Annotated in this window: 19 protein-coding genes; 7 read left to right on the forward strand and 12 right to left on the reverse strand. The window is 71.5% G+C overall.

From position 1 onward, the window contains the following. From ACG04Q_RS05995 to ACG04Q_RS06005, 3 genes are all read right to left on the reverse strand, one after another. Window positions 1-1,272 (reverse strand): 3-deoxy-D-manno-octulosonic acid transferase, encoded by a 1,272-nt coding sequence (locus ACG04Q_RS05995; protein WP_394509976.1) that lies wholly within the window; start codon window positions 1,270-1,272, stop codon window positions 1-3. Then, on the reverse strand, window positions 1,272-2,027 hold the full coding sequence (locus tag ACG04Q_RS06000) for a tetratricopeptide repeat protein (protein ID WP_394509977.1): 756 nt from the start codon (window positions 2,025-2,027) through the stop codon (window positions 1,272-1,274). Before ACG04Q_RS06000 ends, ACG04Q_RS05995 begins: the two co-directional genes overlap by 1 nt. Before the next feature lie 163 nt (window positions 2,028-2,190). Further along, window positions 2,191-3,588 carry a phosphomannomutase/phosphoglucomutase gene (locus ACG04Q_RS06005; protein ID WP_394509978.1) on the reverse strand — a complete coding sequence of 466 codons (1,398 nt, stop codon included), beginning with the start codon at window positions 3,586-3,588 and terminating at the stop codon, window positions 2,191-2,193. Window positions 3,589-3,725: 137 nt separating this feature from the next. Here ACG04Q_RS06005 and ACG04Q_RS06010 point away from each other — a divergent pair, with 137 nt between their 5' ends. From ACG04Q_RS06010 to ACG04Q_RS06040, 7 genes are all read left to right on the forward strand, one after another. Continuing rightward, window positions 3,726-4,871 (forward strand): sensor histidine kinase, encoded by a 1,146-nt coding sequence (locus tag ACG04Q_RS06010; RefSeq protein ID WP_394509979.1) that lies wholly within the window; start codon window positions 3,726-3,728, stop codon window positions 4,869-4,871. After that, complete coding sequence (locus ACG04Q_RS06015; RefSeq protein WP_394509980.1) at window positions 4,868-5,614, forward strand: LytR/AlgR family response regulator transcription factor; 747 nt, start codon at window positions 4,868-4,870, stop codon at window positions 5,612-5,614. Before ACG04Q_RS06010 ends, ACG04Q_RS06015 begins: the two co-directional genes overlap by 4 nt. A gap of 48 nt (window positions 5,615-5,662) precedes the next feature. Then, window positions 5,663-6,406 (forward strand): substrate-binding periplasmic protein, encoded by a 744-nt coding sequence (locus ACG04Q_RS06020; RefSeq protein WP_394509981.1) that lies wholly within the window; start codon window positions 5,663-5,665, stop codon window positions 6,404-6,406. 74 nt (window positions 6,407-6,480) lie between these two features. Continuing rightward, a complete protein-coding gene (locus ACG04Q_RS06025; protein WP_394509982.1) occupies window positions 6,481-7,932 on the forward strand; it encodes a DNA-3-methyladenine glycosylase 2 family protein in 1,452 nt (483 codons plus the stop codon). Beyond that, window positions 7,929-8,429, forward strand: a complete 501-nt coding sequence (locus ACG04Q_RS06030; protein WP_394509983.1) for a methylated-DNA--[protein]-cysteine S-methyltransferase — start codon at window positions 7,929-7,931, stop codon at window positions 8,427-8,429. The genes ACG04Q_RS06025 and ACG04Q_RS06030 overlap by 4 nt, the downstream gene beginning before the upstream one ends. Further along, a complete protein-coding gene (locus ACG04Q_RS06035; protein WP_394509984.1) occupies window positions 8,426-9,307 on the forward strand; it encodes a DMT family transporter in 882 nt (293 codons plus the stop codon). The genes ACG04Q_RS06030 and ACG04Q_RS06035 overlap by 4 nt, the downstream gene beginning before the upstream one ends. Before the next feature lie 102 nt (window positions 9,308-9,409). After that, a complete protein-coding gene (locus ACG04Q_RS06040) occupies window positions 9,410-11,272 on the forward strand; it encodes a right-handed parallel beta-helix repeat-containing protein (protein ID WP_394509985.1) in 1,863 nt (620 codons plus the stop codon). Between the two features lie 12 nt (window positions 11,273-11,284). On the opposite strand, the gene ACG04Q_RS06045 is transcribed toward ACG04Q_RS06040, so the two are convergent. From ACG04Q_RS06045 to ACG04Q_RS06085, 9 genes are all read right to left on the reverse strand, one after another. Further along, a complete protein-coding gene (locus tag ACG04Q_RS06045; RefSeq protein ID WP_394509986.1) occupies window positions 11,285-13,075 on the reverse strand; it encodes a secretin N-terminal domain-containing protein in 1,791 nt (596 codons plus the stop codon). Then, entirely contained in the window at window positions 13,072-13,455 is a 384-nt protein-coding gene (locus ACG04Q_RS06050; RefSeq protein WP_394509987.1) for a hypothetical protein, read from the reverse strand. The genes ACG04Q_RS06045 and ACG04Q_RS06050 overlap by 4 nt, the downstream gene beginning before the upstream one ends. Beyond that, on the reverse strand, window positions 13,452-14,129 hold the full coding sequence (locus ACG04Q_RS06055; protein WP_394509988.1) for a hypothetical protein: 678 nt from the start codon (window positions 14,127-14,129) through the stop codon (window positions 13,452-13,454). Before ACG04Q_RS06055 ends, ACG04Q_RS06050 begins: the two co-directional genes overlap by 4 nt. Beyond that, complete coding sequence (locus ACG04Q_RS06060; RefSeq protein WP_394509989.1) at window positions 14,126-14,818, reverse strand: PilN domain-containing protein; 693 nt, start codon at window positions 14,816-14,818, stop codon at window positions 14,126-14,128. Before ACG04Q_RS06060 ends, ACG04Q_RS06055 begins: the two co-directional genes overlap by 4 nt. Further along, window positions 14,818-15,813: a hypothetical protein gene (locus ACG04Q_RS06065; RefSeq protein WP_394509990.1), complete on the reverse strand. Its 996-nt coding sequence runs from the start codon at window positions 15,811-15,813 to the stop codon at window positions 14,818-14,820. The genes ACG04Q_RS06060 and ACG04Q_RS06065 overlap by 1 nt, the downstream gene beginning before the upstream one ends. Next, window positions 15,813-19,796: a DUF6701 domain-containing protein gene (locus ACG04Q_RS06070; RefSeq protein WP_394509991.1), complete on the reverse strand. Its 3,984-nt coding sequence runs from the start codon at window positions 19,794-19,796 to the stop codon at window positions 15,813-15,815. The genes ACG04Q_RS06065 and ACG04Q_RS06070 overlap by 1 nt, the downstream gene beginning before the upstream one ends. Next, window positions 19,793-20,251 carry a hypothetical protein gene (locus ACG04Q_RS06075; RefSeq protein ID WP_394509992.1) on the reverse strand — a complete coding sequence of 153 codons (459 nt, stop codon included), beginning with the start codon at window positions 20,249-20,251 and terminating at the stop codon, window positions 19,793-19,795. The genes ACG04Q_RS06070 and ACG04Q_RS06075 overlap by 4 nt, the downstream gene beginning before the upstream one ends. Then, on the reverse strand, window positions 20,248-21,060 hold the full coding sequence (locus tag ACG04Q_RS06080; RefSeq protein WP_394509993.1) for a PulJ/GspJ family protein: 813 nt from the start codon (window positions 21,058-21,060) through the stop codon (window positions 20,248-20,250). The genes ACG04Q_RS06075 and ACG04Q_RS06080 overlap by 4 nt, the downstream gene beginning before the upstream one ends. A 157-nt stretch (window positions 21,061-21,217) precedes the next feature. Beyond that, on the reverse strand, window positions 21,218-21,790 hold the full coding sequence (locus ACG04Q_RS06085; protein ID WP_394509994.1) for a type II secretion system protein: 573 nt from the start codon (window positions 21,788-21,790) through the stop codon (window positions 21,218-21,220). Window positions 21,791-21,822 lie beyond the last annotated feature (32 nt).

The raw sequence follows: 21,822 nt of genomic DNA on the forward strand, positions 1-21,822 counted from the left end.
TCATCGTTGAAGGGACAAGAGGGCGTCTGCCATGCGCGCGGCGGCGCCACGGTGGGCAGACGAGAAGGCGAGGGCGCGCGCATGCATCGCGCGCCGTCCGGGATCGTCATTGCACAAAACCAGCCCGCGCGCGACTGCCTCGGCCAGCGTCGCACAGCGCTCGGCCGCGCCTGCGGCGATGGCGAGCTCGGCGGCTTCCGCGAAGTTGAACGTGTGCGGCCCGGCCAGCACCGGGCAGCCGCAGGCCGCCGCCTCGATGAGGTTCTGGCCACCCAGCGGTTCGAAGCTGCCGCCCAGCAACGCGACGCCGGCCAGGCCGTAGTACAGCGGCATTTCGCGCATGGAGTCGCCCAACCAGACGTCGGCAGCCAGGGCCGTGGCAGGCGGTTCGTCCTTCCAGCTGCTGCGCCGCGCCAGCGTGAAGCCGGCAGCCTCAGTGCGGGTGGCGATCTCGTCGAAGCGCTGCGGGTGCCGGGGCACGATGGCCAGCAGCGGGTGCGGCGCCGGCCGCTTCGCCCATTCGTCGAGCAGCGCCTGCTCCTCGCCCTCGCGGCTGACGGCCAGCATCAGCACGGGCCGGCCGAGCAGGGCGGCCCAGCTGCGGCCGCGGTCGATCAGCGCCGGGTCCACGGCGATGTCGTACTTCAGATTGCCCGCCACCTCGACGCGGGCCGCGCCCATCGCGCGGATGCGGGCCGCGTCGGCCTCGGTCTGCGCCAGCGCCAGCGTCATGCGTCGGGCGGCCGGCCGCAGCAGCGCGCCGAAGCGCCGGCCCTGGCGCAGGCTCTTCTCGGACAGGCGGGCGTTGGCCAGCACCATGGGCAGGCCGGCACGCTCTGCCTCGCGTTGCAGCACGGGCCAGACCTCGGTTTCCATCAGCACGCCCAGCCGCGGCTGCCAGTGGCGCAGGAAGCGGCGCACGGCTCCGGGCGTGTCGTAGGGCAGCCAGGTCAGCGCGTCACCTTCGCGCAGCAGCGCCTGCGCGGCCTCGCGTCCGGTGGCGGTGGAGTGCGTCAGCAGAAACCTGAGCGCTGGGTCGCGGGCGCGCAGCGCGTCGATGAGGGCGCTGGCGGCACGCGTCTCGCCCAGCGACACGGCGTGTATCCACAGCCGGCCAGGGGTAGTCGTTCCGGCGTAGAAACCCAGCCGCTCGCCCAGCGCGTGGCGGTACGGGGCCTCCTGCGCACCGCGCCGCCACAGGCGCAGCAGGTAGAACGGCGTCAGCAGCCGCAGCGCGGCCGCGTAGAGGGCCAGCGCGAGGCCTTCAGGCATCAGCCACCCTTGCGCGCCAGCTCGTGCGCGGCCTTCAGGCGGCGCATGACCGGGGCGTTCAGCTCGCGGCTGACGGGGTTCCACAGCTGCACCTGGCGGTCGATCTCGGTCTGCAGCCGCGCGGCGGTGGCTGCATCGCCGCTTGCCAACGCCCAGATCGCATATTCCGCGTGAGCCTCGAAGCTGCCGAACTGGCGCACGGCGGCCTCGAAGCTCTCGCGCGCCTCGGCGTTGCGCCCGGTGCCGGCCAGGCAGCGGGCCAGCAGCAGCAGGACCTGGTCGGGTCGGTAGTCGGGCCGGTCGGCCTTCAACGTCTGCAGATGGCCGAGCGCCGCGTCGAAGCGCTGGCACTCCACGTAGGCGCGCACGGCCCCGAAGCGCAGGTCGGGGTCATTGGCGAACGGGCCCTTGAGGGCGGCTTCGTACAGCTCGGCAGATTCCTTGGCCTCGCCGGCGTTCAGCAGCGCCTCGGCCAGCCGCATCTGGTTCTGCGCGGACGGCGACACGTCATAGACGGCACGCGCCTCGCGCACGTCGCGACCGGGGTCCATGGCCCGCGCGGCGGCCGACACGGCCTTGCGGGCACCATGGTCCAGCCGCGAGTTGGGCAGGTAGATGGCGAAGAAGTACACCAAGCTGCCCAGCAGCGGGAACGCGAACAGGATGAACAGCCAGTACATCGGCTGGCCGCTGCGCACGGCATGCACCGCGCACAGCAGCGCGATCAGGATGTGCAGGCCTCCGATCAATGGCATGTTGTTCTCCCTGTGATTTGTTATTCGAGCCGCGCGCCGGGCCGCTCCCAAGCCGGCCCGTTTTGGCGATGTGCTTGCGGCTTGATGCCGCAAGCATCGCCCTTCCTTCGAGGGACCGCCCAGACTCGCTCGCATTCAGCGCAGCGAGCCTGGGCGAGGGGCATCAGTGCCCGGCAGCAAAGGTCGCGTCCGGCTTCACGCGCTTGAGCTGGGCCAGCACGTCGTGCTGGATGCGCTCCAGCGCCTCGGGCGTGTGGCCCTCGAAGCGCAGCACCAGCACCGGCGTGGTGTTGGACGGGCGGATCAGGCCGAAGCCGTCCGCATATTCGAAGCGCATGCCGTCGATGGTGTTGATCTCCAGCACGCCCGGCAGGTCGCCCGGCGTGACCAGCTCCTTGAGCTTCTTGACGACCTCGTGGTGCTCGCCTTCGGCGCAGGGCACGTTGATCTCGGGCGTGTTGAAACTGTTGGGCAGGCCCTTCAGCGTGGCGCTGGGGTCGGCGTCGCGGGACAGAATCTCCAGCATGCGGCCGGCCGTGTACATCGCGTCGTCAAAGCCGTACCAGCGCTCGCTGAAGAAGATGTGGCCCGACAGCTCGCCGGCCAGCGGTGCACCGGTTTCCTTCAGCTTCGCCTTGGCCAGCGAGTGGCCGGTCATCCACATCAGCGGCTTGCCGCCGTGTTCCTTGATCCACGGCGCCAGGCGCTGCGTGCACTTGACGTCGAAGATGATCTCGGCGCCGGGCTGGCGCTTCAGGATGTCGGCGGCCAGCAGCATGATCTGGCGGTCCGGCATGATCATCTCGCCGTCCTTGGTGACGATGCCGAGGCGGTCACCGTCGCCGTCGAAGGCCAGGCCCAGTTCGGCGTCGGTGGCGTGGACGATCTTCTTCAGGTCTTCCAGGTTCTCGGGGCGGCTGGGATCGGGGTGGTGGTTGGGGAAGTCGCCGTCCACCTTGGAGAAGATGTCGATGACCTCGCAGCCCAGCGCGCGCAGGATGGCCGGGGCCGAGGCGCCGGGGATGCCGTTGCCGCTGTCCACGACGATCTTCATCGGGCGGGCCAGCTTGCAGTCCTTGACGACGCGTGCCGTGTACTCGGGCACGATGTCCATCTGGCCGACGCGGCCCTTGCCGGTGGCGTAGTCCTCGGCCTCGATGCGCTTCTTCAGGCCCTGGATCTGTTCGCCGTACACGGCGGCACCCTTGAGCACCATCTTGAAGCCGTTGTAGTCCTTCGGGTTGTGGCTGCCCGTGACCATGATGCCGGAGTTGCAGCCATGCTTGCCGCGCGTGGCGGCGACGTAGTACAGCATGGGCGTGGTCACGGCGCCGATGTCGACGACATCCAGGCCGGTCGACGCGATGCCGCGGATCAGCGCGGCCACAAGGCCCGGGCCCGACAGGCGGCCGTCACGGCCCACGGCCACGGCCTTCTCGCCCAGGGCCTTGGCCTCCGTGCCGAAGGCCTTGCCCAGGTGCTCGGCGAGCGCCTCGTCCAAGGTCGTGCCGACGACGCCGCGGATGTCGTAGGCCTTGAAGATGGATGCGTTGACCTGCATGAATTCCCTCTTGAATGCTGGGTTTTGAAATCGCGGCGGATTGTAGGCACGGGGTGTGACTCGCCATCCATCGCGTCGGCTGTCGATCCGTCACTCATGCAAGGGGCATGCCGCACGGGCTTCCTACACTCGCATCCATGAGCTTCACCGAGGAATTCGCCCAGGCCTGGCGCCACCAGCGTACGCTGATGAAGCACCGGCCCGACCGGCTGCGCGTGCGCATGCTGATCTACCTGCTCTGGCTCGCCGGCTTCGGGTTCTTCTTTGCCGTCATCCACGGCGTGCAGGGCCGGCAACTGGGCACGGAGCGCTGGTGGCTGCATGCGCTGCCGGGCCACCTTTTTGTCAGCGCGTGCGTAACGGGCTGTTTCTTTGCCATCTTCCGCGGCTTCGAGAAACTGGCGCCGCAGCGCTGGATCGACACCATCGTCGGCTGGCAGGACTGGCGCTCCGGCGTGTTCTACACCGGGCTGTCGGTGCTGTGCTCGGCCATCGGCGTCACCATCGGCCTGGCGATGGTGGACACGCTGTGGTTCGCGCAGGGGTGGCGCCGCGCGTTGTTGCAGCCGGCCTTCTGGGGCCAGTTTCTGGGCATCTCGGCATTCGTCTCCATCGTCGTCGGCGTGCGCTACCGTGCGCGCTGGAAGCAGGAGCAGCTGCAGGCGCGCGTCACCGAAGCCCAGCTGCGGCTGCTGCAGGGGCAGATCGAGCCGCATTTCCTGTTCAACACGCTGGCCAATGTGCAAAGCCTCATCGACTTCGACCCCGAACGGGCCAAGCTGATGCTGGAGCGATTCACCGACTACCTGCGCGCCAGCCTGGGCCAGCTGCGCGGCGAGGCGACGACGCTGGCGCAGGAGTTCGCCATGCTGGAGGCCTACCTGGGCCTGATGCAGCTGCGCATGGGCGAGAGGCTGCGCGTGCGGCTGGATCTGCCGGCCGAGCTGGCCGGTGTCGAGCTGCCGCCGCTGCTGGTGCAGCCGCTGGTGGAGAACGCCATCCACCACGGGCTGGAACCCCAGATCAGCGGTGGCGAGATCGCCGTCAGCGCGCGGCGTGGCGACGCGGGTGCGCTCGTCATCGACGTGGAGGACGACGGCCAGGGGCTGGACGCGCAGCGATCGGGCGGACAGCGCCGCACCGGCAACGGCGTCGCGCTGACCAACATCCGCGCCCGCCTGACCGCCCGCTGGGGTGTCTTCGCCACGCTGGAGCTGCAGCCCCGCGCTGGCGGCGGCACCCGCGCCCGACTCCAACTTCCCTTGAACAGCCTGCCGACATGACCACCGCGCTCATCGCCGACGACGAACCCCACCTGGCCCAGTACCTGAAGGCCCAGCTCGGCCAGGCCTGGCCCGAGCTGCAGATCGTCAAGGTCGCCGCCCACGGCATCGAGGCCGCCGCGGCTATCGCCGAACTGCAGCCCGACCTGGCGTTCCTGGACATCCAGATGCCCGGCCTGACCGGGCTGGAGGTGGCGCAGGGCATCGAGGGGGCGACGCGCGTCGTGTTTGTGACGGCCTACGACCAGTACGCCGTCGACGCCTTCGAGGCGCGTGCGGTGGACTATCTGCTCAAGCCGCTGAAGGCCGAGCGTCTGGCGGCCTGCGTGCAGCGCCTGCGCGCCGCGGCCCCCGAGGGCGACGGCGCGCTGGCCGAGACGCTGCGGCGCCTGCTGCCCGCAGCCGTCGCCGCGCCGGCCCGGCTGCGCTACATCCGCGCCGCCCAAGGCGAGCTCATGCACCAGGTGCCGGTGGACGACGTGCTGTTCTTCCACGCCGACGACAAGTACACCATCGTGCAGACGGCCACGGCCGAGCATCTGATCCGCACGCCCATCTTCGAGCTTGCCGGCCAGCTGGACCCCGAACGCTTCTGGCAGATCCACCGTTCGACGATCGTCAATCTGGCGCACCTGAGCGGCACCCGGCGCGACGACCAGAGCCGGCTGTTCGTCCGTGTACGCGGCCGCGACCGCGAACTGCCCGTCAGCCGGGCCTATGTGCATCTGTTCAAGGCGATGTGAAGCAGCGCAGCAGCGGCTAGAGTCGGGCCTGCCCCCCAGCCGCTGCCCATGCTGCCACGCCGTGCCCTTGCCCTGACCCTGCCCGGCCTGCTCGCAGGACTGGGCAAGGCTGCGCGGGCCGCGTCGGCGGTCTGGGTGGGCCACGACATCCCGCCCTATCTGTCGCGTGGCGTCCATGGGCCGGACGGCTATGCCTTCCAGCTGTTCCGTCGTGTCATCAAGCAGGCGCAAGTGGATGCCGTCCTGCAGATCTACCCGTGGGCGCGGGCCTGGCGCATGCTGCAGCTCGGCCACGCGGAAGGGGCCCTCGTCGTGACGCGCTCGCCCGAACGCGAGACGCAGTTCCGCTGGCTGTTCCCGGTGGGGCGCTTTCGCTTTGCGGTGTTCACGCGGCCGGCGCTCGGGCCGGTCGCGGGGGAGCTCTCGGCGCTGAAGGCGCTGCGCATCGGGGCGCTGCGCGCGTCCGTGGGCCGCGGCCTGCTGGAGTCGGCCGGCATCACGCAGGTCGTCGAGGGCAAGGACTTCGTCGAACTGCTGGCCTTGCTGGAGCACGGCATCGTCGACGCCGTCATCGGGCCGGAGCCGGTGCTGCGCGCCATGGACAGCCGGCCTGGCAGCGAGGGCCTGCGCATCACCTCGCTGAGCCAGGTCTACGACTTGTATGCCGTGGCTGGCCCGACCATGAGCGAGGAACGCGTCCGCCACATCGTTGCGGCCTACCAGCACCTTGTCGACAGCGGTGTCGTCGCCCAGCTCCGCAAGAGCCACCCCGAGGCGGCGTTTTCCGACTAGCCTCGCCCGGCAGGCCCCAGGGGCATGTCCGGAAACTGCCAGTCCCTGGCAGGAGCGCCGCCTAGACTGGCCGCATGTTGACCGACCCCCTGCCTCCCGACGCCGCCTACGCCGCGCTGCAGGCGCATGACGCGCGCTTCGACGGGCGGCTCTACGTGGGCGTCACGTCCACCGGCATCTACTGCCGCCCCGTCTGCCGCGTGCGCCTGCCGCGGCGCGAGAACTGCCGCTTCTTCTCGACGGCCGCCCAGGCCGAGGCCGAGCGCTTTCGCCCCTGCATGAAGTGCCGGCCCGAGCTGGCGCCGCGCGCGCTGCCGTGGACGACGATGGACGCGTCGCGCACACTGGCCGCCCAGGCCGCGGCGTGGCTGGACGCCTGCGACGACGCCGAGGCCAGCGTCGAGGGCCTGGCCGCCCACCTGGGCATCACGAGCCGCCACCTGCGCCGCATCTTCCTGGCCGAGCATGGCGTGTCGCCGCTGCAATACCTGCAGACGCGCCGGCTGCTGCTGGCCAAGGCCTTGCTGACGGACAGCGCGCTGCCGGTCCAGGACGTGGCCTACGCGGCCGGCTTCGCGAGCCTGCGCCGCTTCAACGCCGCCTTCCTGGAGCACTACCGGCTGCAGCCCACGGCGCTGCGCCGGGCTGGGCGCGACGGCAGTGGCCACGCGCCCACGTCGCGGCTGCGGCTGGGCTACCGGGAGCCCTACGACGTGGCCGGCGTGCTGGCCTTCCTGGCGCCGCGTGCCGTCGCCGGCGTCGAGCGGGTGGAGCAGGGCGCCATCACGCGCTCGCTGGCGCTGACGCACGCCGGCCAGCGCCATGCCGGCTGGCTGCGCGTGGGCTTCCTGCGGCCGGGCGAGGCGGCCGTGGAGCTGTCGCCCACGCTGTGGCCGGCGGTGGGCTCGCTGCTGCCGCTGCTGCGCCGCTGGCTGGACCTGGACGCCGACCCCGACGCCATCGCCGCCGCTTTGGGCGGCGCCAGCGTGCCGGGCCAGCGCCTGCCGGGCTGCCTGGACCGCTTCGAGCTGACCGTGCGTGCCGTGCTGGGCCAGCAGGTCACCGTGGCCGCCGCGCGCACGCTGGCGGGCCGCTTCGTCGAGCGCTTCGGCGAGCCGCTGGCCGATGCCCCCGACGGCTGCCAGCGCCTGTTCCCGACGCCCGAGCGCATCGCCGCCGCGACGCGCGACGACATCGCGTCGCTGGGCATCATCGGCCGCCGTGCCGACAGCCTCATCGCGCTGGCGCAGGCCTGGCCGACGCTCGCGTTCGCGCGCCGCGAGGGCTCGCCCGAGGCCGCCGCGGCCGAGCTGACGCAGATTCCCGGCATCGGCCCCTGGACGGCCGGCTACATGCTGATGCGCGGCTGGAGCTGGCCCGACGCCTTCCCGCCCGGCGACGTCGTGCTGCGCAAGGCGCTCAGCGGCGACGGCCCGCTGGTGTCGCCCAAGGCCTATTTGGCCGCCGCCGAGCGCTACCGCCCCTTCCGCAGCTACGCCGTGCTGCACCTCTGGAGACACGCATGACCCACCACATCCTGCAACGCCGCATCGACACGCCGCTGGGCCCGCTGACCGCCGCCCGCAGCGCCGCCGGCCTGTCGGGCCTGTGGTTCGACGGCCAGAAACACCACCCCGGCCCGCTGGCCGTGCCCGAGGACGACGGCCGCGACCCGGTGCTGACGGCCACCGCCACGGCGCTGGCGGCCTACTTCAAAGGCCGGCCGTTCACGCTGCCGCCGCTGGACCCGGCCGGCACGGCCTTCCAGCGCGAGGTCTGGCGGGCGCTGCTGGACATCCCGCCCGGCGCGCCGGACACCTACGGACGGCTGGCGCAGCGGCTGGGCCGCGCCAGCGCCGCGCGCGCGCTGGGTGCGGCCGTGGGCCGCAACCCGATCTCGGTGCTGGTGCCCTGCCACCGCGTCGTCGGCGCCGACGGCTCGCTGACCGGCTATGCCGGCGGGCTGGCGCGCAAGCAGGCGCTGCTGAGCCTGGAGGCGACTGTCGAGGTGATGGCCGCATGAAACCGTTCGACCTCGGTGAGCTGGTGCTGCTCGCGGCGCTGTGGGGCGCGTCCTTCCTGTTCATGCGCCTGGGCGCGCACGAGTTCGGGCCCGTCGCGCTGGCCTTCGTGCGCGTGGGGCTGGCCAGCGCCATGCTGATCCCGCTGCTGGCGTCGCGCGGCCAACTGGCCGCGCTGCGCACGCACTGGAAGGGCCTGCTGCTCGTCGGCGCGCTGAACAGCGCCATCCCGTTCGCGCTGTTCTCGTTCGCGGCGCTGTCCATCACGGCGGGGCTGTCCAGCATCGTCAACGCGACGACGCCGCTGTGGACGGCCGTCGTCGCCTTCGTCTGGCTGCGCCAGGGCCTCACGCCGTGGCGCGCGCTGGGCCTCGTCATCGGTTTTGCCGGCGTGGCCTTCCTGGCCTGGGACAAGGCCAGCTTCAAAGCTGGTGCCGACCACAGCGGCTTCTTCGCCGTGCTGTCCTGCGCGGGCGCCACACTCTGCTACGGCGTGGCCGCCAATGCCACCAAGCGCTACCTGTCCGGCGTCTCGCCGCTGGCCGTGGCCACCGGCAGCCAGTTTTCGGCCGCGCTGATGCTGGCGCTGCCGACCGCGTGGCTGTGGCCCGCGGCGCTGCCAGGCGCCACCGCGTGGGGCGCGGCGCTGGCGCTGGCGGCGCTGTGCACCGCGCTGGCCTACATCCTGTACTTCCGCCTGATGAGCCGCGTGGGGCCGACGAACGCGGTGTCCGTCACCTTCCTGATCCCGCTGTTCGCGATGCTGTGGGGCGCGTTGTTCCTGCAGGAGGCCGTCACGGCGCAGATGGTGGCGGGCGGCGCCATCGTGCTGGTGGGCATTGCGCTGGCGCTGGGGCTGGTGGGGCCGAAATCGCGTTGATGCCCGCGTTGATGCCCGCGGAGGAGGGCGGCGGCGCCAAGCCGTGGTAGCGTGCGGTCACAACAATTGGTAGCGCTACCGTTTGGCGCAGATGGAGACAGCATGACTTCCCCGACCTCTTCCCGTTCGCCGTTGGCGACCCTGGGCCGCTGGGCGGCCGCCGTGGGCCTGCTGGCCCTGCAGGCCGCGGCACCGGCCTGGGCCCAGCCGTCCGGCGGCCCCTACGGCCCCGTGCCGCAGCGCTACGCGGTGCCCAAGGCGGCGCATGTGTACTTCGTCGCACCCGACGGCAAGGCCGACTCGGCCGGCGCGTCGGCCAGTGAGCCGACCACGATCGAGTCTGCCATCGCCCGCGTCGTCACCGGCGACGCCATCGTCATGCGCGGCGGCACCTACCGCACCGGCGGCCTGCAGCTGAACCAGGGCATCACCATCCAGCCCTACCTGGACGAGGTGCCGGTGCTCAAGGGCACGCGTGTCGCGGGCGAGTGGCAGGCGCTGCCCAACAACGTCTGGCGCACGACGTGGGCCGCGCTGTTCCCGGCGGCGCCGCTGGGCTGGTGGCATGCCGACCGCGAGGCCATGCTGACGCCGCTGCACCGCTTCAACAACGACATGGTGTTCATCGACGGCGAGGCGCTGCAGTCCGCCGGCTGGCCCGGCGAGGTGACGGCGAAGAGCTACTACATCGACTACGCCAAGGGCCATGTCTACATCGGCGCCAACCCCGCCGGCCGGCTGGTGGAGATCACGGCGCACGATGTCGCGCTGCACCGTCCGTCGCGCGAGGTGCACGGCAAGCCGTCCGACCGCCTGGGCCCGCAGATCCGCGGCATCACGTTCACGCAGTACGCCTATCGGGCCATCGACATCGAGGGCAAGAAGCCCGCGACCAAGGTGTCCGAGGAGCCCACCGACGACCCCGTCGGCCCGTCGCCGGAAGAGCAGCACGGCAAGGAGGTCGTCGGCACGCTGCTGGAGAACGTCACGATCACGCATTGCTCGCGCGTGGCCGGCTTCTTCCGCGGCGACAAGCTCGTCATCCGCAACTCGCTGATCAGCGACACCAGCACCGAGGGCATCTACATCATCGGCTCGTCCGACGTGCTGCTGGAGCGCAACCTGATCCGGCGCAACAACGTGGAGCGGCTGACCGGCTACTACCCGGCCGCCGTCAAGATCTTCAACCAGTCGCACCGCGTCGTCGTGCGTGACAACCTCGTCATCGAGCAGCCGTATTCCAACGGCGTCTGGTGGGACGTCGGCAACAAGGACGGCGTGTTCGTCAACAACCATGTCGAAGGCACGATGGCCGGGGTCTTCTTCGAGATCTCCAAGGGCCTGACCGTGGCGGGCAACGTGTTCGTCAACAACCAGCAGGGCGCGCGCATCCTGAACAGCTCGGGCGCGAAGCTGCACCACAACACCTTCGTGAACTCGCCCGTGCTGATCGACCGCAACGAGCGCAGCGCGCAGGGCGACCACTTCGGCTGGCACCCGCAGACCGGGCCGGACGTCAACGAACGCGTGGGCCATGTGTTCGAGGGCAACCTGCTGGTGGCCGATGCCGGCGTGAAAGGCCCGCTGCTGCGCTTCGAGCAGGCGCCGCTCACGTGCGGCAAGGTCACCGCGCCCATGACGACGCGTGTCGACGGCAACGTCTACCTCCGCGCCGCGGGCAGCCAGCCGCTGATCAGCTGGGCACCCGTTCCCGGCACGGCGTGCCAGAAGAACTTCGCGACGCTGGACGACTTCCGCCAGGCCGTGCCGGGCGTGGAAGCGCGGGGCAGGGCGCTCGCCACGCCCGATGGCGCGGTGTTCAGCAGCCCCGAGCTGCGCCGCTTCGAGCTGGCCCGCGTGCCGGACGGCGTGCAGCCGCTGCCGGTGCCGGCCGACGTGCGCAAGGCGCTGGGCTGGGCCGCCGCGACGCACCTGCCGGGCGCGCTGCCGGCCCAGTCGCGTTGACGCACTAACGCGCTACTTCGGCGCGGGTGGGGCCGCGCCGTCCACCCGGATCACGCGCCGGGACCGGCTCTCGGTGTCGCTCAGCGACTCGCTGACGAGCCGGTTGTGCTGCTCCCAGTCCTCGCTGCTTCGGATGATGCTGGGCTTGATCAGCACCACCAGCTCGCGCTTGCGGCCGTTGTTGGCGCGGTTGCCGAACAGCAGCGACGTGATGGGGTTGCTGTCCGCCCCCGGCAGGCCGGAGCCGCGGCGCGTGGCCTCCATCTGCATCAGGCCGCCGATGGCGACGATGTGGCCGTCGGGAATGCGCACCACCGTGTCCGTCTCGTTGACGCTGGAGCTGGCCAGCGGCAGGCGGAAGTTGCCCACCGAGCCCAGGTCCACCTGCTTGACCTTCTCCGTCACGTTGGACACGGACGGGTGGATGTGCAGCGTGATCGTGTCGGCCGCGTCGATCTGCGGCGTCACGTCCAGCGCGATGCCGCTGAAGAAGGGCGTCAGCGTCAGCGTCGGGATCTGGTTGGTTGTCGTGCCGTTGGTGCCGGTCGTCGTGCCGCTGTTGCTGCCGCTGATGCCGGTGATGAAGTAGTCGTCGGTGCCGACCTTGAGCACGGCCTTCTGGTTGTTCAGCGTTGCGATGCGCGGGCTGGACAGGATCTGCGTGTCGCCGTGGCTCTCGATGAAGCTCAGCAGCGCCTGGAAACCGCCGCGCGCCAGCGCCAGGCCGAAGGTGCCGCCGCCCGCCGACGGCAGCGGGATGAGGTCGGGCCAGCTGGGGCTTTGCGTGCCGGTGGACAGCGTGGGCAGCCCGCGCGTATTGCTGACCAGCGGGTTGATGATGCCGTTGACGCCACTCGGGATGGACGGGTTGGCGCTGGTCTGGCCGATGGCGCCGCGGTCGCCCACGCGCGACCAGTCGATGCCGCTCTGGTAGCCCTCGCGCAGCTCCACCTCGACGATCTTGGCCTCCAGCATCACCTGGCGTTCCACCGCCACGCGCGTGGCCTTCAGCCAGGCCTCCACGTGGCGCAGCTCCTCGGGCATGGCGCGCACGGCCAGCGTGCCGGTCTGCGGGCTGACGATGACGGTGCGGCCCTCGCCGCCGCCCACCAGCGCGCGCAGCGCCGCGCTCGTCTCGGCCCAGAAGTCGCTCGTGACCTTGGTGCTGAGCTGGCTGCTCTCCTGTTGCAGCACCGTGTTGGCGCCGCCGGCGCCGGCGGCGCCGGTCGTGCCCGTCGAGCCGCCGGCGTTGTTCGGGTTGCTGAGTGGCGCAGCACCGGAGCTGACGCGCACCTCGCTGCGGCCGCTGCGCTGCAGCGCCAGCGCGTTGATCGAGAACACGCGTGTCTGCAGCGTGGGCGGGAAGACGGTGATGCGGCGGCCGTCGATGGCGTAGTCGAAGCCGTAGACCTCGCGGATCGCATCCAGCGACTCGCGCAGCGTGACGCCCTTGAGCGTGACCGACAGCGTGCCCGCGACGCTGGGATGCACCAGCATGCTGTAGCGCGTGTCGCTGACGAGGGACAGGAACACATCGCGCGCCGGGGCGCCGTTGACGATGAGGTCGAAGCGCGGCTCGGGCGGCAGTGCCGGTGCGGGCGAGGGCACGGGCGTGGCCTGCACCTCGGGCGCCGCGGCGGCCGGCGCGGAGGCCTGTGCTGCCGGGCGCTGCGCCTGCAGCTCCTCGCGCAGCGACTGGCTGGGCTGGGCCACGCGCAGCGGCTTGTCGGCACAGCCGGCCAGCAGCGCGACGGCGGCGCTCAACAGCAGAAGACGGGGACGACGGTGGGCCGGGGCCTTCATGGCTGCTTCTCCTTGGATTTCTTGACGGCCGGCGGCAGCGCGGGCGGGCGCTTTTCGACGCCGCCGTACAGCGGCTCGCGCCTGAGCTGGCCAGCCTCGCGCAGCCACACGGCCTGCTCGCTGATGCGCTCGATGCGCGCGCCGTCCAGCAGCTCGCCGACGCCGTAGCGACGCCCGCGCTGCACGACGTAGGCGCGGCCGTTGGTGAACACGACGTGGCGAATCCCTTCGCGCTCGGGCTGCACGCCCGAGGCCGGGCTGGAGGCCGCGACGGCGCTGCGCAGCGCCTCCGGCCAGGCGGTGGGATCGCGCGGCGCCTCCTGAGCCTGGGCCGCCAGCGCGGCGGCCAGCAGGGGCAGGGCGAGGGATTTCATCGTCATGGCTGCACCCTCAGCAGGAAGAGCTGCGCGCGCAGCTTGGGCGCGGCGGCCGAACCGGGCGCGCTCAGGTGCAGCTCGCCCCAGCGCAGGCCGGGCAGCTCGCGCTCCAGAGCCTGCAGGTAGCGCTGGATGTCCTGGTAGCCGCCCTGCACCTGCAGCTCCACACCTTGCCAGCTGACGCCGGGCACGCCGGCTGGTGCCGAGGCCGAGGCCTGCGCTGGCGTGGCGGGGGCGTCGGCCAGCAGCGCGAGCTGTTCCAGCACCAGCCCCGGCTCGCGCGCGAGCAGGCGCTGCAGCACGGTGGCCAGCCCCTCGCCGCCGCTGATCGAGCCGGCCTTGCGCAGCTCACCGTCCAGCCGCTCGCGCTCGGCGCGTGCCTTGTCCAGCTGCAGCTGCAACTGGCCGGCCGGGTCGCCGACGTTCTGGCTGGCCGCGACGAACTGCTGGCGCAGCTGCGCGACCTCGGCGGCCTGGGCGGCCTGGGCCTCGCCGCGCAGCCGGGCGCGCGTGGACAGCGGGCTCAGCACCAGTGCATCGAACAGCGCCGCGAGCACGGCGACGATGCTGAGGAACAGGATGGCTCGCTCGCGCAGGCTCAGTGCGTCGATGCGCTGCGCGCGGCGCTCCCAGGCCGCGCGCAGCGGCGCCAGCGTGATCGGGGTGGAGGCCTTCATGGCGCGCCTCCCGAGGCGATGGCCGCAGGCGGCGCCGGTGCGCTGACGACGCGGAAGGCCCACACCGGCAGCCGAGCCTGGCCCAGCGCGTCGGCGCCCGGCAGCAGCGGCTTGCCGGCGTCGCTGCCCGCCGCGCCCACACGTTCGACGCGCAGCGCCGACAGCGTCTGCCCGGCCAGCAGCGGGTGCGCCGACAGCTGGCCCAGCCAGGGCCGCAACACGGCCGTGTTCAAGGTGCCCCCCACCAGCTCGACACGGCCGGCGCTGTGGTGCAGCTCACCCAGCCAGACCGGCTCAGGCAGCGTGCGGGCGATGAGCGCGAGCAGGTCGGAGTGGTGCCGGCCGGCCGGCGCACCGTCCACCGAGCCGTCCACACCCAGCACCTGCAACAGCGCGCGGCGCTCGGCGTTGCCGGCCTCCAGCAGCGCCAGCTGTTGTTGCAACCGGCCGGCATCCTGCGGCGCGGGCAGGTTGGCGCGCGCCACCGTCAGTTGCTGGCGCTCGGCGGCGTAGGTCGCCAGCAGGGCCTGGTGCGTGGTCTCGGCGCTGCGATCGCGCTGCTGCAGCCACAGCGCGGCGGCCAGGCCCGCCACCAGCAAGAGCCCCGTCGCCTGCAGCAGCGTCAGCGCCGAGAAGTGGCGCCTGGGCGCCAGCAGGATGGGCGTGAGAAGGTTGATCTGCTGGGCCATCAGAGCTTCCGGGTGTCCATGCGCAGCGCGGCGCCCAGCAGCGGCAGGCAGGCGGCCAGCGCCCGGGCGGCATCGCCCTCGGGCGCGGGCGGCGGCGCGGCAAACGCGGCGAGCGCGTCCAGCGCCACGGTGCGCTGCCCCAGCTCGCGCTGGATCAATTGGGCCAACTCGGCACCGTGCGCGGCGGTGATGACGTACAGCCTGGCCAGCGGGAGGTCGGGCCAGCTGCGCTCCCACACGTCGATGGAGCGCTGCAGCTCAACAACCAGCGGTGACTCCTGCGCCTCGCCGCCGTCGAAGGCGCCGCCGGGCTGGTACTCGAAACCCAGTGGCAGCTCGGCGGCGGGCGCGTCGGCCTGCTCGCCACGGGCGCGGGCGAGCAGCTTGGCGTCGCCCTCCAGTCGCCGTGTGTAGAACAGCTCGTCGCCGGCGCACACCACCAGCAGGCAGTGCTGCGCGTCGATGTGCACCGCCGCACAGGCGCGCGCGGCGAGGTCGTCGGCGCGGGCCTGGGCGGCCAGCAGGTTGCGCAGCGCCGTCTCCCAGATGTCGACGATGCCGATCTGCTCGTGGATGCCGGCGGCACCGGCCGTCAGCGCCTGAATGGCGCTGTTGCGCGCCGCGACGACGAACAGCTGCCGCGCGCTTGTTGCATTGGGACGCTCGACATCGCCGCCCACATGCATGACGTCCAGTGTCAGCTCGGCGGCGTCCACGTCCACCAGTTCCTTGACCTGCCAGCGCGCCGCGGCCTTGAGCTCGTCCTGCGGCACCTGCGGCGTGTCGACCTTCAGCACCTGATAGTCGGCCGGGTCCAGCAGCGCGATGGCTTCGCCGGCGGCGACGGGTCTTGGCTCGGGCAGCAAGCCCCAGCGCAGCAGCCGGGCCGGGGCGTCGCCGGGTGGGCCGTCGGTCAGCACGAAAGCGTGCTGCTCGCCGACGCGTCGCAGCAGCAGGCGCAGGCCGCTGCGGCGGGGTTGCCAGGGCCAGCGCATCAGTAGTTCTCCCGCTGGTAGAGCACGCCGTCGGCGCCGCGGTAGGCGCCCCAGGTCGCGCGGGCGCTGGGGTCGCGGTTGGCGCTGCTGCCGCACCAGGCACCGCGCAGCGCGTCCAGGTTGGCGCCGGCAGTCGCGGCGATGGCCGGTGTCCAGCCCAGGCAGGACGCGTCGGTGCTGCTGCCCCCCAGCGCGATCGCGACATCCAGGCTGCCCGCGCGCCCGCCGCCCGGCGCGGCCAGCGTGAGGTAGGCAGGCTGCGTGGGGTTGACCGTCACGCTGGTGGGGCTCATCACCGCATCGGCGGTCGTCAGCCCCTTGCGGAGGTTGCCGAAGCTCAGGTTGGCGGCGGTGATGCGGGTGCAGGAATCCAAGTCGTTGGTCTTGTAGGTGGAGGTGGCACTGTCCCAGTACTGGGCCGTCAGCGGCAGGCGCAGCACACGGTTGGCGGCGCCTATCGCATTCTGCAGGCGCAGGCGGCCATAGCGCAGCGGCACTTGCCCCAGTAGGGCGCGGTCCGCACCGTCGGCGGGGGAGTCGGTGTCCAGGTTCAGCGTCAGCATGGCCACGCCGTCGCTGTCCACCGGCGCGATGCCGAACTGCGCGTTGGGATGGGGGCCATCGGGGGCGCTGCCACGCCCGGCGGTGGCGGTCATGCTGATGTTGGCGACGCCATTGCTCCAGCTGCCGCCGGCGGACTTCGTCGTCATGCGGCCGCCAGGCTTCCACAGCGTGCTGCCGGAGATGCCGGCGACGTTGAAGCCGGCCGCGGTGGTGGGCGAGAGCTTGGCGAAGCTGCCGGTGTAGTTTTGCGTGGTGGCGCCGGCGGCGTTGCGGGCGGTCAGCGTGAACGCGAAGCTCATGTCCTCGCCCTCATAGCTGAACGCGGAGGCCGGCGTGCAGGCCAGCGCGCTGCGGTGCGTGACGGCGAAGCCGCTCACGTCGAAACCGGCGGGGATGAAGCGGCCCACGCGCGGCTGCTGCGAACCGGCGGCGTTGAAGACCAGGGCGTCCAGGTTGACGCCGGCTGTGCCGAGGTAATTACCGACGACTGCTGAGGTGTTGAGCAGGAAGCTGCCGACCTCGCTGTAGCTCAGGTTGGCGGCGGTCACGGTGCCGCTGCTGAAGCTGCTCAGCACGTTGTTGGCCAGCGTGCCCAGCACGCCGCCGGCCGGCGTCTGCGAGCCCGCCAGCGGCGTCAGCGACACGCTGGCGCTGAAGCCCGCCGCCGCGCCGCCGGCCGACACCTGCGCCAGCGTCGCGCCGGCGTCGGGCACGCCGTCGTTGTTGGCGTCGGCGCCGCTGCTCCAGCGGTAGGCGGTGACGGTGGCCGAGAACGGCGCGCCAGCCTTGGCGAACACGCTGCCAGTGTCGACGCTGGCACCGGGGTTGGCGGTACCGCCGGCGGTGAGACCGGTGATGGCCAGCGTGAAGGGGCGGACCGTCAGGTCCGTGCTGCTGCCGCTGACGGTGGCGGCGGCATAGGCCAGCGAGTCGTCGTCGAGACTGAAGGCGTACTTGCCGACGTTGGTGGTCGCGAGGTTGAAGCCGGCGACGCCATTCGTGAACGCCAGCGTCAGGTTGTTGGCGGCCGGCCGGCTGGCCGGTACGCTGAACGCCGGGCTGACGACGCTGGGCGCCGTCCAGGGACCGGCGCTGTCGGTACGCCAGAGCTTGAGGTTGCGGCTACCGGTGTAGTCGGTGGCGATGCTGCAGTTGCCGGTCGTCGGGTCCTTCTTCCACAGCGATACGCGCATGTCGTGGCTGCGGCCGGCCACGGCGACGAAGCTGCCAGCGACCAGGTTGCCGGCGTCCTCGGTCCAGACGAAGGCGTTGTCGCGGTAGGCGATGGCGGCCGAGGTGCTGCTGGAGGCCGCGACCGTGCTGTCGACGGCCGTGACCGTGATGTTCTGCGCCAGGCTGTGTGCGAGCGCGAGCCTGACGACGCCAGCATCGCCGGCCGCGAAGGTGTAGCTGGCCAGGCCGCTGTTGGCCGCCCCGGCCACCAGTGCGCCCGACGGTGCGGGGCCGGTGCCGGCGCTCCAATCTCCGTCGCTGGTGCTGGTGCTGAGGTTGACGGTGCCGGTGTAGCCCGTCAGCGTGGCCCCGTTGCTGTCCCTGGCCGTGATGGTCAGCGTCTGCGGCGAGCAGGTGGACGCGCTGCCGGTGCCGCTGATCGTGAAACTGGCGATGGCCGGCGCGGGGCAGCTGCGCGAGCGCGACAGCTGAGTGGTGATGGCGCTGCTGCCCAGCAGGCCGGTGTAGACCTGCAGCTCGTCGATGTTGCCCAGGAAGTGGAAGTTGGGCGTCTGCCCTTCGCCGGAGCTGGCCGACTCGCCGCCCAGGGTGGTGCCACCGCTGCCAGCCAGCCAGGTGCCGGTGAAGGCCGACGAGGCGCTGGCCAGCAGCGTGCCGCTGGTGTTGTAGATGAAGGTCTGCACCCGCTTGTTGACGGTGTCGACGGTGGCGGCGACGTAATACCAGGTGTTGGCCGCGATGATGGGCGCGCTGTCCAGGCAGAAGGTGCCGCCACTGCAACCGGTGTTGCTGGCGCCGGCCCCGTTGCTGCCGCCCGTGGTGACGCCGCCGCTGGCGTTGATGTTGCGATTGAACAGGCGCACGGAGGCGCTGCCGACATCGCCCAGGCTCAGCGCCCAGCCGTTCTGGTTGTCGTCGTTGGCGATGATGCGCTGGCCCGACTGCGTCGGCGAGGTGCTGCGTATCCACGCCAGCACGGTGAAGCTGCCGGTCATTGACGGGAACCCGCCCGGCAGCTGCACATAGGTATAGGCGGCGTTGACCGGCGTGGCACGGCCGTACAGGCCGTAGCCGCAGCTGCCGCTGCTGGTCGTGCCGTAGGCCGGTGAGCCGCTGGCAGTGATGGCCACCGGCGTGCCGCTGGATGCCGTCGCGGACTGGCCGTGATAGCTATTGCCGCTGGCGTCCTTGACCTCGGCGGCCGTGCCGTTCCAGGCGGTGGTCTCGTCCATGCGGTAGTCGGCCACCAGCGCGGTGGCGCCCGCGCAGGCCGGCGGCATCGCGTAGGTGGAGTTGTTCACTACGCAGCTGGTGCTGCAGCTGGTGCCACAGCAGACGCTGTTGACGTTGCTCTGGTACCCCAGCGTGATGCTGGCGCTGCCGGTGGACTTGACGCACGACGAGGCGATCGCGTTCTGCTCGAAGGTGATGGTGCCGCTGCTGGTCGTCAGCGTGCCGCTGACCGTCGCCGCGTAGCCCACCCACACATTGCCGGCGCCCCCGGTGATGCTGCCGCCCACGACCGACTCCTGGCCTGTCGTGATGCTGCCGGTGGTGCTGATGTTGCCGTTGACGCGCGAGCGAAAGCCCAGGCTGACGCTGCCCGCGCCGGCGGCCACGTTGCCCGACACGATGGCACTCTGCACGACGGTGATGCTGCCGCTGCCCGTCACGCTGCCGGCCACGGTGCCGGCTTCGCTGATGCTGATGGCGCCGCTGCCGCCCGTCACATTGCCGCCGATGCTGCCGCTCTGCGGCGTCGTGATGGTGCCGGTGCCGCTGGTGCTGACGTTGCCGGACACCGTCGTCTGGTAGGCCAGCGCGATGTTGCCGTTGGCATTGGCCGTCAGGTTGCCGGTGATGACGACGTTGCCGCCGCCGGCGTCGTTGACGGCGTTCGCCGTGATGTTGGCCTTGATGCGCGCCTGGTAGCCCAGCGTCAGCGTGCCGTTGACGATCAGCGTCAGGTCGCTGGCGGTGCCGGCCTGGTTGATCTGCGAGGTGTCGGTGCTGAAGTTGCCGGTGATGGTGACGGTGGCCGGCTTCGGCGCGCTGACGCTGAGGGTGTCTCCATAACCCAGGCTGCCGCCCGGGCAGGTGTAGTTGCTGTTGCTGCGGGTGCAGCCTGGCGGCATGTTGCTCGGCAGGTCATAGGCGACTGCGCGGGCCAGCGCCGGCAGCACCAGCGCGGCCAGCATGAGCAGGGGGGCGAGCCAGCGTCTCATTTGCTGAGGCTGCGGCTCAGCTGCCGCTCGGCATAGGTGGGCTCGGCCGTGCCCGTGTTGGGGCAGGCGCCGCCGGTGGGGATGTTGCAGGCCGTAGCCACCAGCGTGTAGAAGGCCATCGCGATGCCATCGTCGGTGACGGTGCCGGCGGCGGGCGTGCGCGTGCAGCTGATGCTGACGGTGAAGTCGGCCAGCTGGTCCGGCAACGTGAACGAGCGCGTGGTGAACGGGCAGGCGGGCTGGCCGGCGGCGCGCAGGATCTGCTGGCTGCCCAGCTCCAGCCCCGCGAACGCCGCCTGGTAGGCCTTGGCCGCGGCCAGTTCGCCCGCCGAGCCGAGCTGCTGGCGCTGGCTCAGCGCGGCCAACGCCGTGCCCAGCGCTGCCAGCACCACCAGGATGAAGAGCATGGACATCATCGTGAAGCCGCGCTGCGGGGAAGGGGAGGACGTGGTCACGGCAGGTTGTCCAGGTGGACGGTGTGGTAAAGCGTGACCGACTCCCTGTCGGCGAAGTTCCGCGCATCGTTGATGCCCAGTTGCAGCTTCAGCGTCACCAGCGCGTAGCGGGCCGCGATGGCCGGCACGTCGTAGCTGAAGCTGCAGCTCTGCACATGCCGGGCCAGCACGGCGGCCGTGCCGCCGCTGGGCGGGTCGGGCTGCGTCGCCAGGAAGCCGTAGCCGGTGTAGCGCGTCAGCGTGTTGACGCCGGCCGTCGTGTCGCAGCGGTAGGTCACCGGCTGCTCGATGGCGTAGACGCGGTAGGGCGCCGCCTGCAGCGACACGGGCAGCGCCGCACCGGCGATGGCCACGCTGTTGACGCTGCCGGCGGCGGTGGACGCCACGCGGACGTTGGCCTGCGTGTAGGCGTCGGCGTCGGGCACGCCGGGGCCCAGGTTGTACCAGGCCAGCCGCTGGTTGCCGGCCGACAGCTTCAGCGCCGGGCCGACGATGGCGAAGCTGGTGTCGGCGGTGCCGAACAGCAGCGGGTCGGCCGCGTCCGTGCCCACCGCGTAGCGCGCCGCGGCGCTGACGGGGATGAGCTCCAGGCTCTGCCCCGTGATGCGCGCGCTGTTGGGCAGCGCGCCGGCCAGATCGCGGGCGATGCGGCGCAGCGCCGTGTCGGCCTCGTCGGTGAGCTGGGCGCGGGTGTTGCTGGCGAAGTAGGCCTGCGTGGCCGGCGCGATGAAGATGGACACCATCGCGATGACGACGCCGGTGATGGCGATCACCATGACCGCCTCGATCAGCGTGAAGCCGCGCTGCAATGTTGCGCCCCTCGCCCAACCACGCATCGCTGAACGCGAGCGAGTCTGGTCGGTCCCCCGAGGGGACGGCGATGCTTGCCGGGTGGACCGGCAAGCACATCGCCATGGTGGGCCGGCTCGGGAGCGGCCCAGCGCTCGGCCCGCAACCGGAGATCGCTCAGAACGGCGAGTTGGGCGCATAGCGGGTTCGCCAGCCTTGCAGCACAACGGCGTCGGCGGCGCGGTTGCCGGGCGGCGTCACGGTGACGGTGATCTTCAGCGCATCGCCGCTGGCGGCGGTCAGCGTGTCCAGCGCGGCGGCGGCCACCGTGACGCTGGCCGAGTAACCCGCCAGGCCGCTGACCGCGTTGCCGGCGATGTCGCTGATGCCGGACATCGTGAAGCCGTGGTAGTCGTTGACGTTGTTGAAGTAGGTCGTCGGGCCGTAGCGTGTCTCACTGGCCTCGGGCCCGGGGGCTTCGACCGTGCCGCCGCATTCGGCGCTGGTCGCAGCGGTGGCCGTCGCGACATTGGGTGCTGACGGATCGCACCACGTGAACGGCATCAGCTGCACCTCGCGCAGCAGCGATTCGGCGATGGCCAGTTGCTGGCGGCGGATCATCGGGTCGGCGCTGCCCGCGGTGGCGGTCGTGAAGACCCGCAGCATCGCCGCCAGCGCGATGCCGACGATGGCGATGAACAGCAGCAGCTCGATCAGCGTGAGGCCCAGGGCCCGGCGGGGGAGGTGCATGCGGTTCATGCTAGCCCAGCTGCGCGTCGGCA

The organism is Pelomonas lactea (assembly GCF_043555885.1).
Classification (GTDB): domain Bacteria; phylum Pseudomonadota; class Gammaproteobacteria; order Burkholderiales; family Burkholderiaceae_C; genus Pelomonas; species Pelomonas lactea.

What these genes read in the sequence shown, in the direction of transcription:
- ACG04Q_RS06020 (WP_394509981.1), top strand. Translation starts at nt 5,663, where the DNA reads ATGCTGCCACGCCGTGCCCTTGCCCTGACCCTGCCCGGCCTGCTCGCA.
- ACG04Q_RS06015 (WP_394509980.1), top strand. Translation starts at nt 4,868, where the DNA reads ATGACCACCGCGCTCATCGCCGACGACGAACCCCACCTGGCCCAGTAC.
- ACG04Q_RS06065 (WP_394509990.1), bottom strand. Translation starts at nt 15,813, where the DNA reads ATGCGCTGGCCCTGGCAACCCCGCCGCAGCGGCCTGCGCCTGCTGCTG.
- ACG04Q_RS06025 (WP_394509982.1), top strand. Translation starts at nt 6,481, where the DNA reads ATGTTGACCGACCCCCTGCCTCCCGACGCCGCCTACGCCGCGCTGCAG.
- ACG04Q_RS06045 (WP_394509986.1), bottom strand. Translation starts at nt 13,075, where the DNA reads ATGAAGGCCCCGGCCCACCGTCGTCCCCGTCTTCTGCTGTTGAGCGCC.
- ACG04Q_RS06040 (WP_394509985.1), top strand. Translation starts at nt 9,410, where the DNA reads ATGACTTCCCCGACCTCTTCCCGTTCGCCGTTGGCGACCCTGGGCCGC.
- ACG04Q_RS06085 (WP_394509994.1), bottom strand. Translation starts at nt 21,790, where the DNA reads ATGCACCTCCCCCGCCGGGCCCTGGGCCTCACGCTGATCGAGCTGCTG.
- ACG04Q_RS06050 (WP_394509987.1), bottom strand. Translation starts at nt 13,455, where the DNA reads ATGACGATGAAATCCCTCGCCCTGCCCCTGCTGGCCGCCGCGCTGGCG.
- ACG04Q_RS06000 (WP_394509977.1), bottom strand. Translation starts at nt 2,027, where the DNA reads ATGCCATTGATCGGAGGCCTGCACATCCTGATCGCGCTGCTGTGCGCG.
- ACG04Q_RS05995 (WP_394509976.1), bottom strand. Translation starts at nt 1,272, where the DNA reads ATGCCTGAAGGCCTCGCGCTGGCCCTCTACGCGGCCGCGCTGCGGCTG.
- ACG04Q_RS06070 (WP_394509991.1), bottom strand. Translation starts at nt 19,796, where the DNA reads ATGAGACGCTGGCTCGCCCCCCTGCTCATGCTGGCCGCGCTGGTGCTG.
- ACG04Q_RS06005 (WP_394509978.1), bottom strand. Translation starts at nt 3,588, where the DNA reads ATGCAGGTCAACGCATCCATCTTCAAGGCCTACGACATCCGCGGCGTC.
- ACG04Q_RS06055 (WP_394509988.1), bottom strand. Translation starts at nt 14,129, where the DNA reads ATGAAGGCCTCCACCCCGATCACGCTGGCGCCGCTGCGCGCGGCCTGG.
- ACG04Q_RS06060 (WP_394509989.1), bottom strand. Translation starts at nt 14,818, where the DNA reads ATGGCCCAGCAGATCAACCTTCTCACGCCCATCCTGCTGGCGCCCAGG.
- ACG04Q_RS06030 (WP_394509983.1), top strand. Translation starts at nt 7,929, where the DNA reads ATGACCCACCACATCCTGCAACGCCGCATCGACACGCCGCTGGGCCCG.
- ACG04Q_RS06010 (WP_394509979.1), top strand. Translation starts at nt 3,726, where the DNA reads ATGAGCTTCACCGAGGAATTCGCCCAGGCCTGGCGCCACCAGCGTACG.
- ACG04Q_RS06035 (WP_394509984.1), top strand. Translation starts at nt 8,426, where the DNA reads ATGAAACCGTTCGACCTCGGTGAGCTGGTGCTGCTCGCGGCGCTGTGG.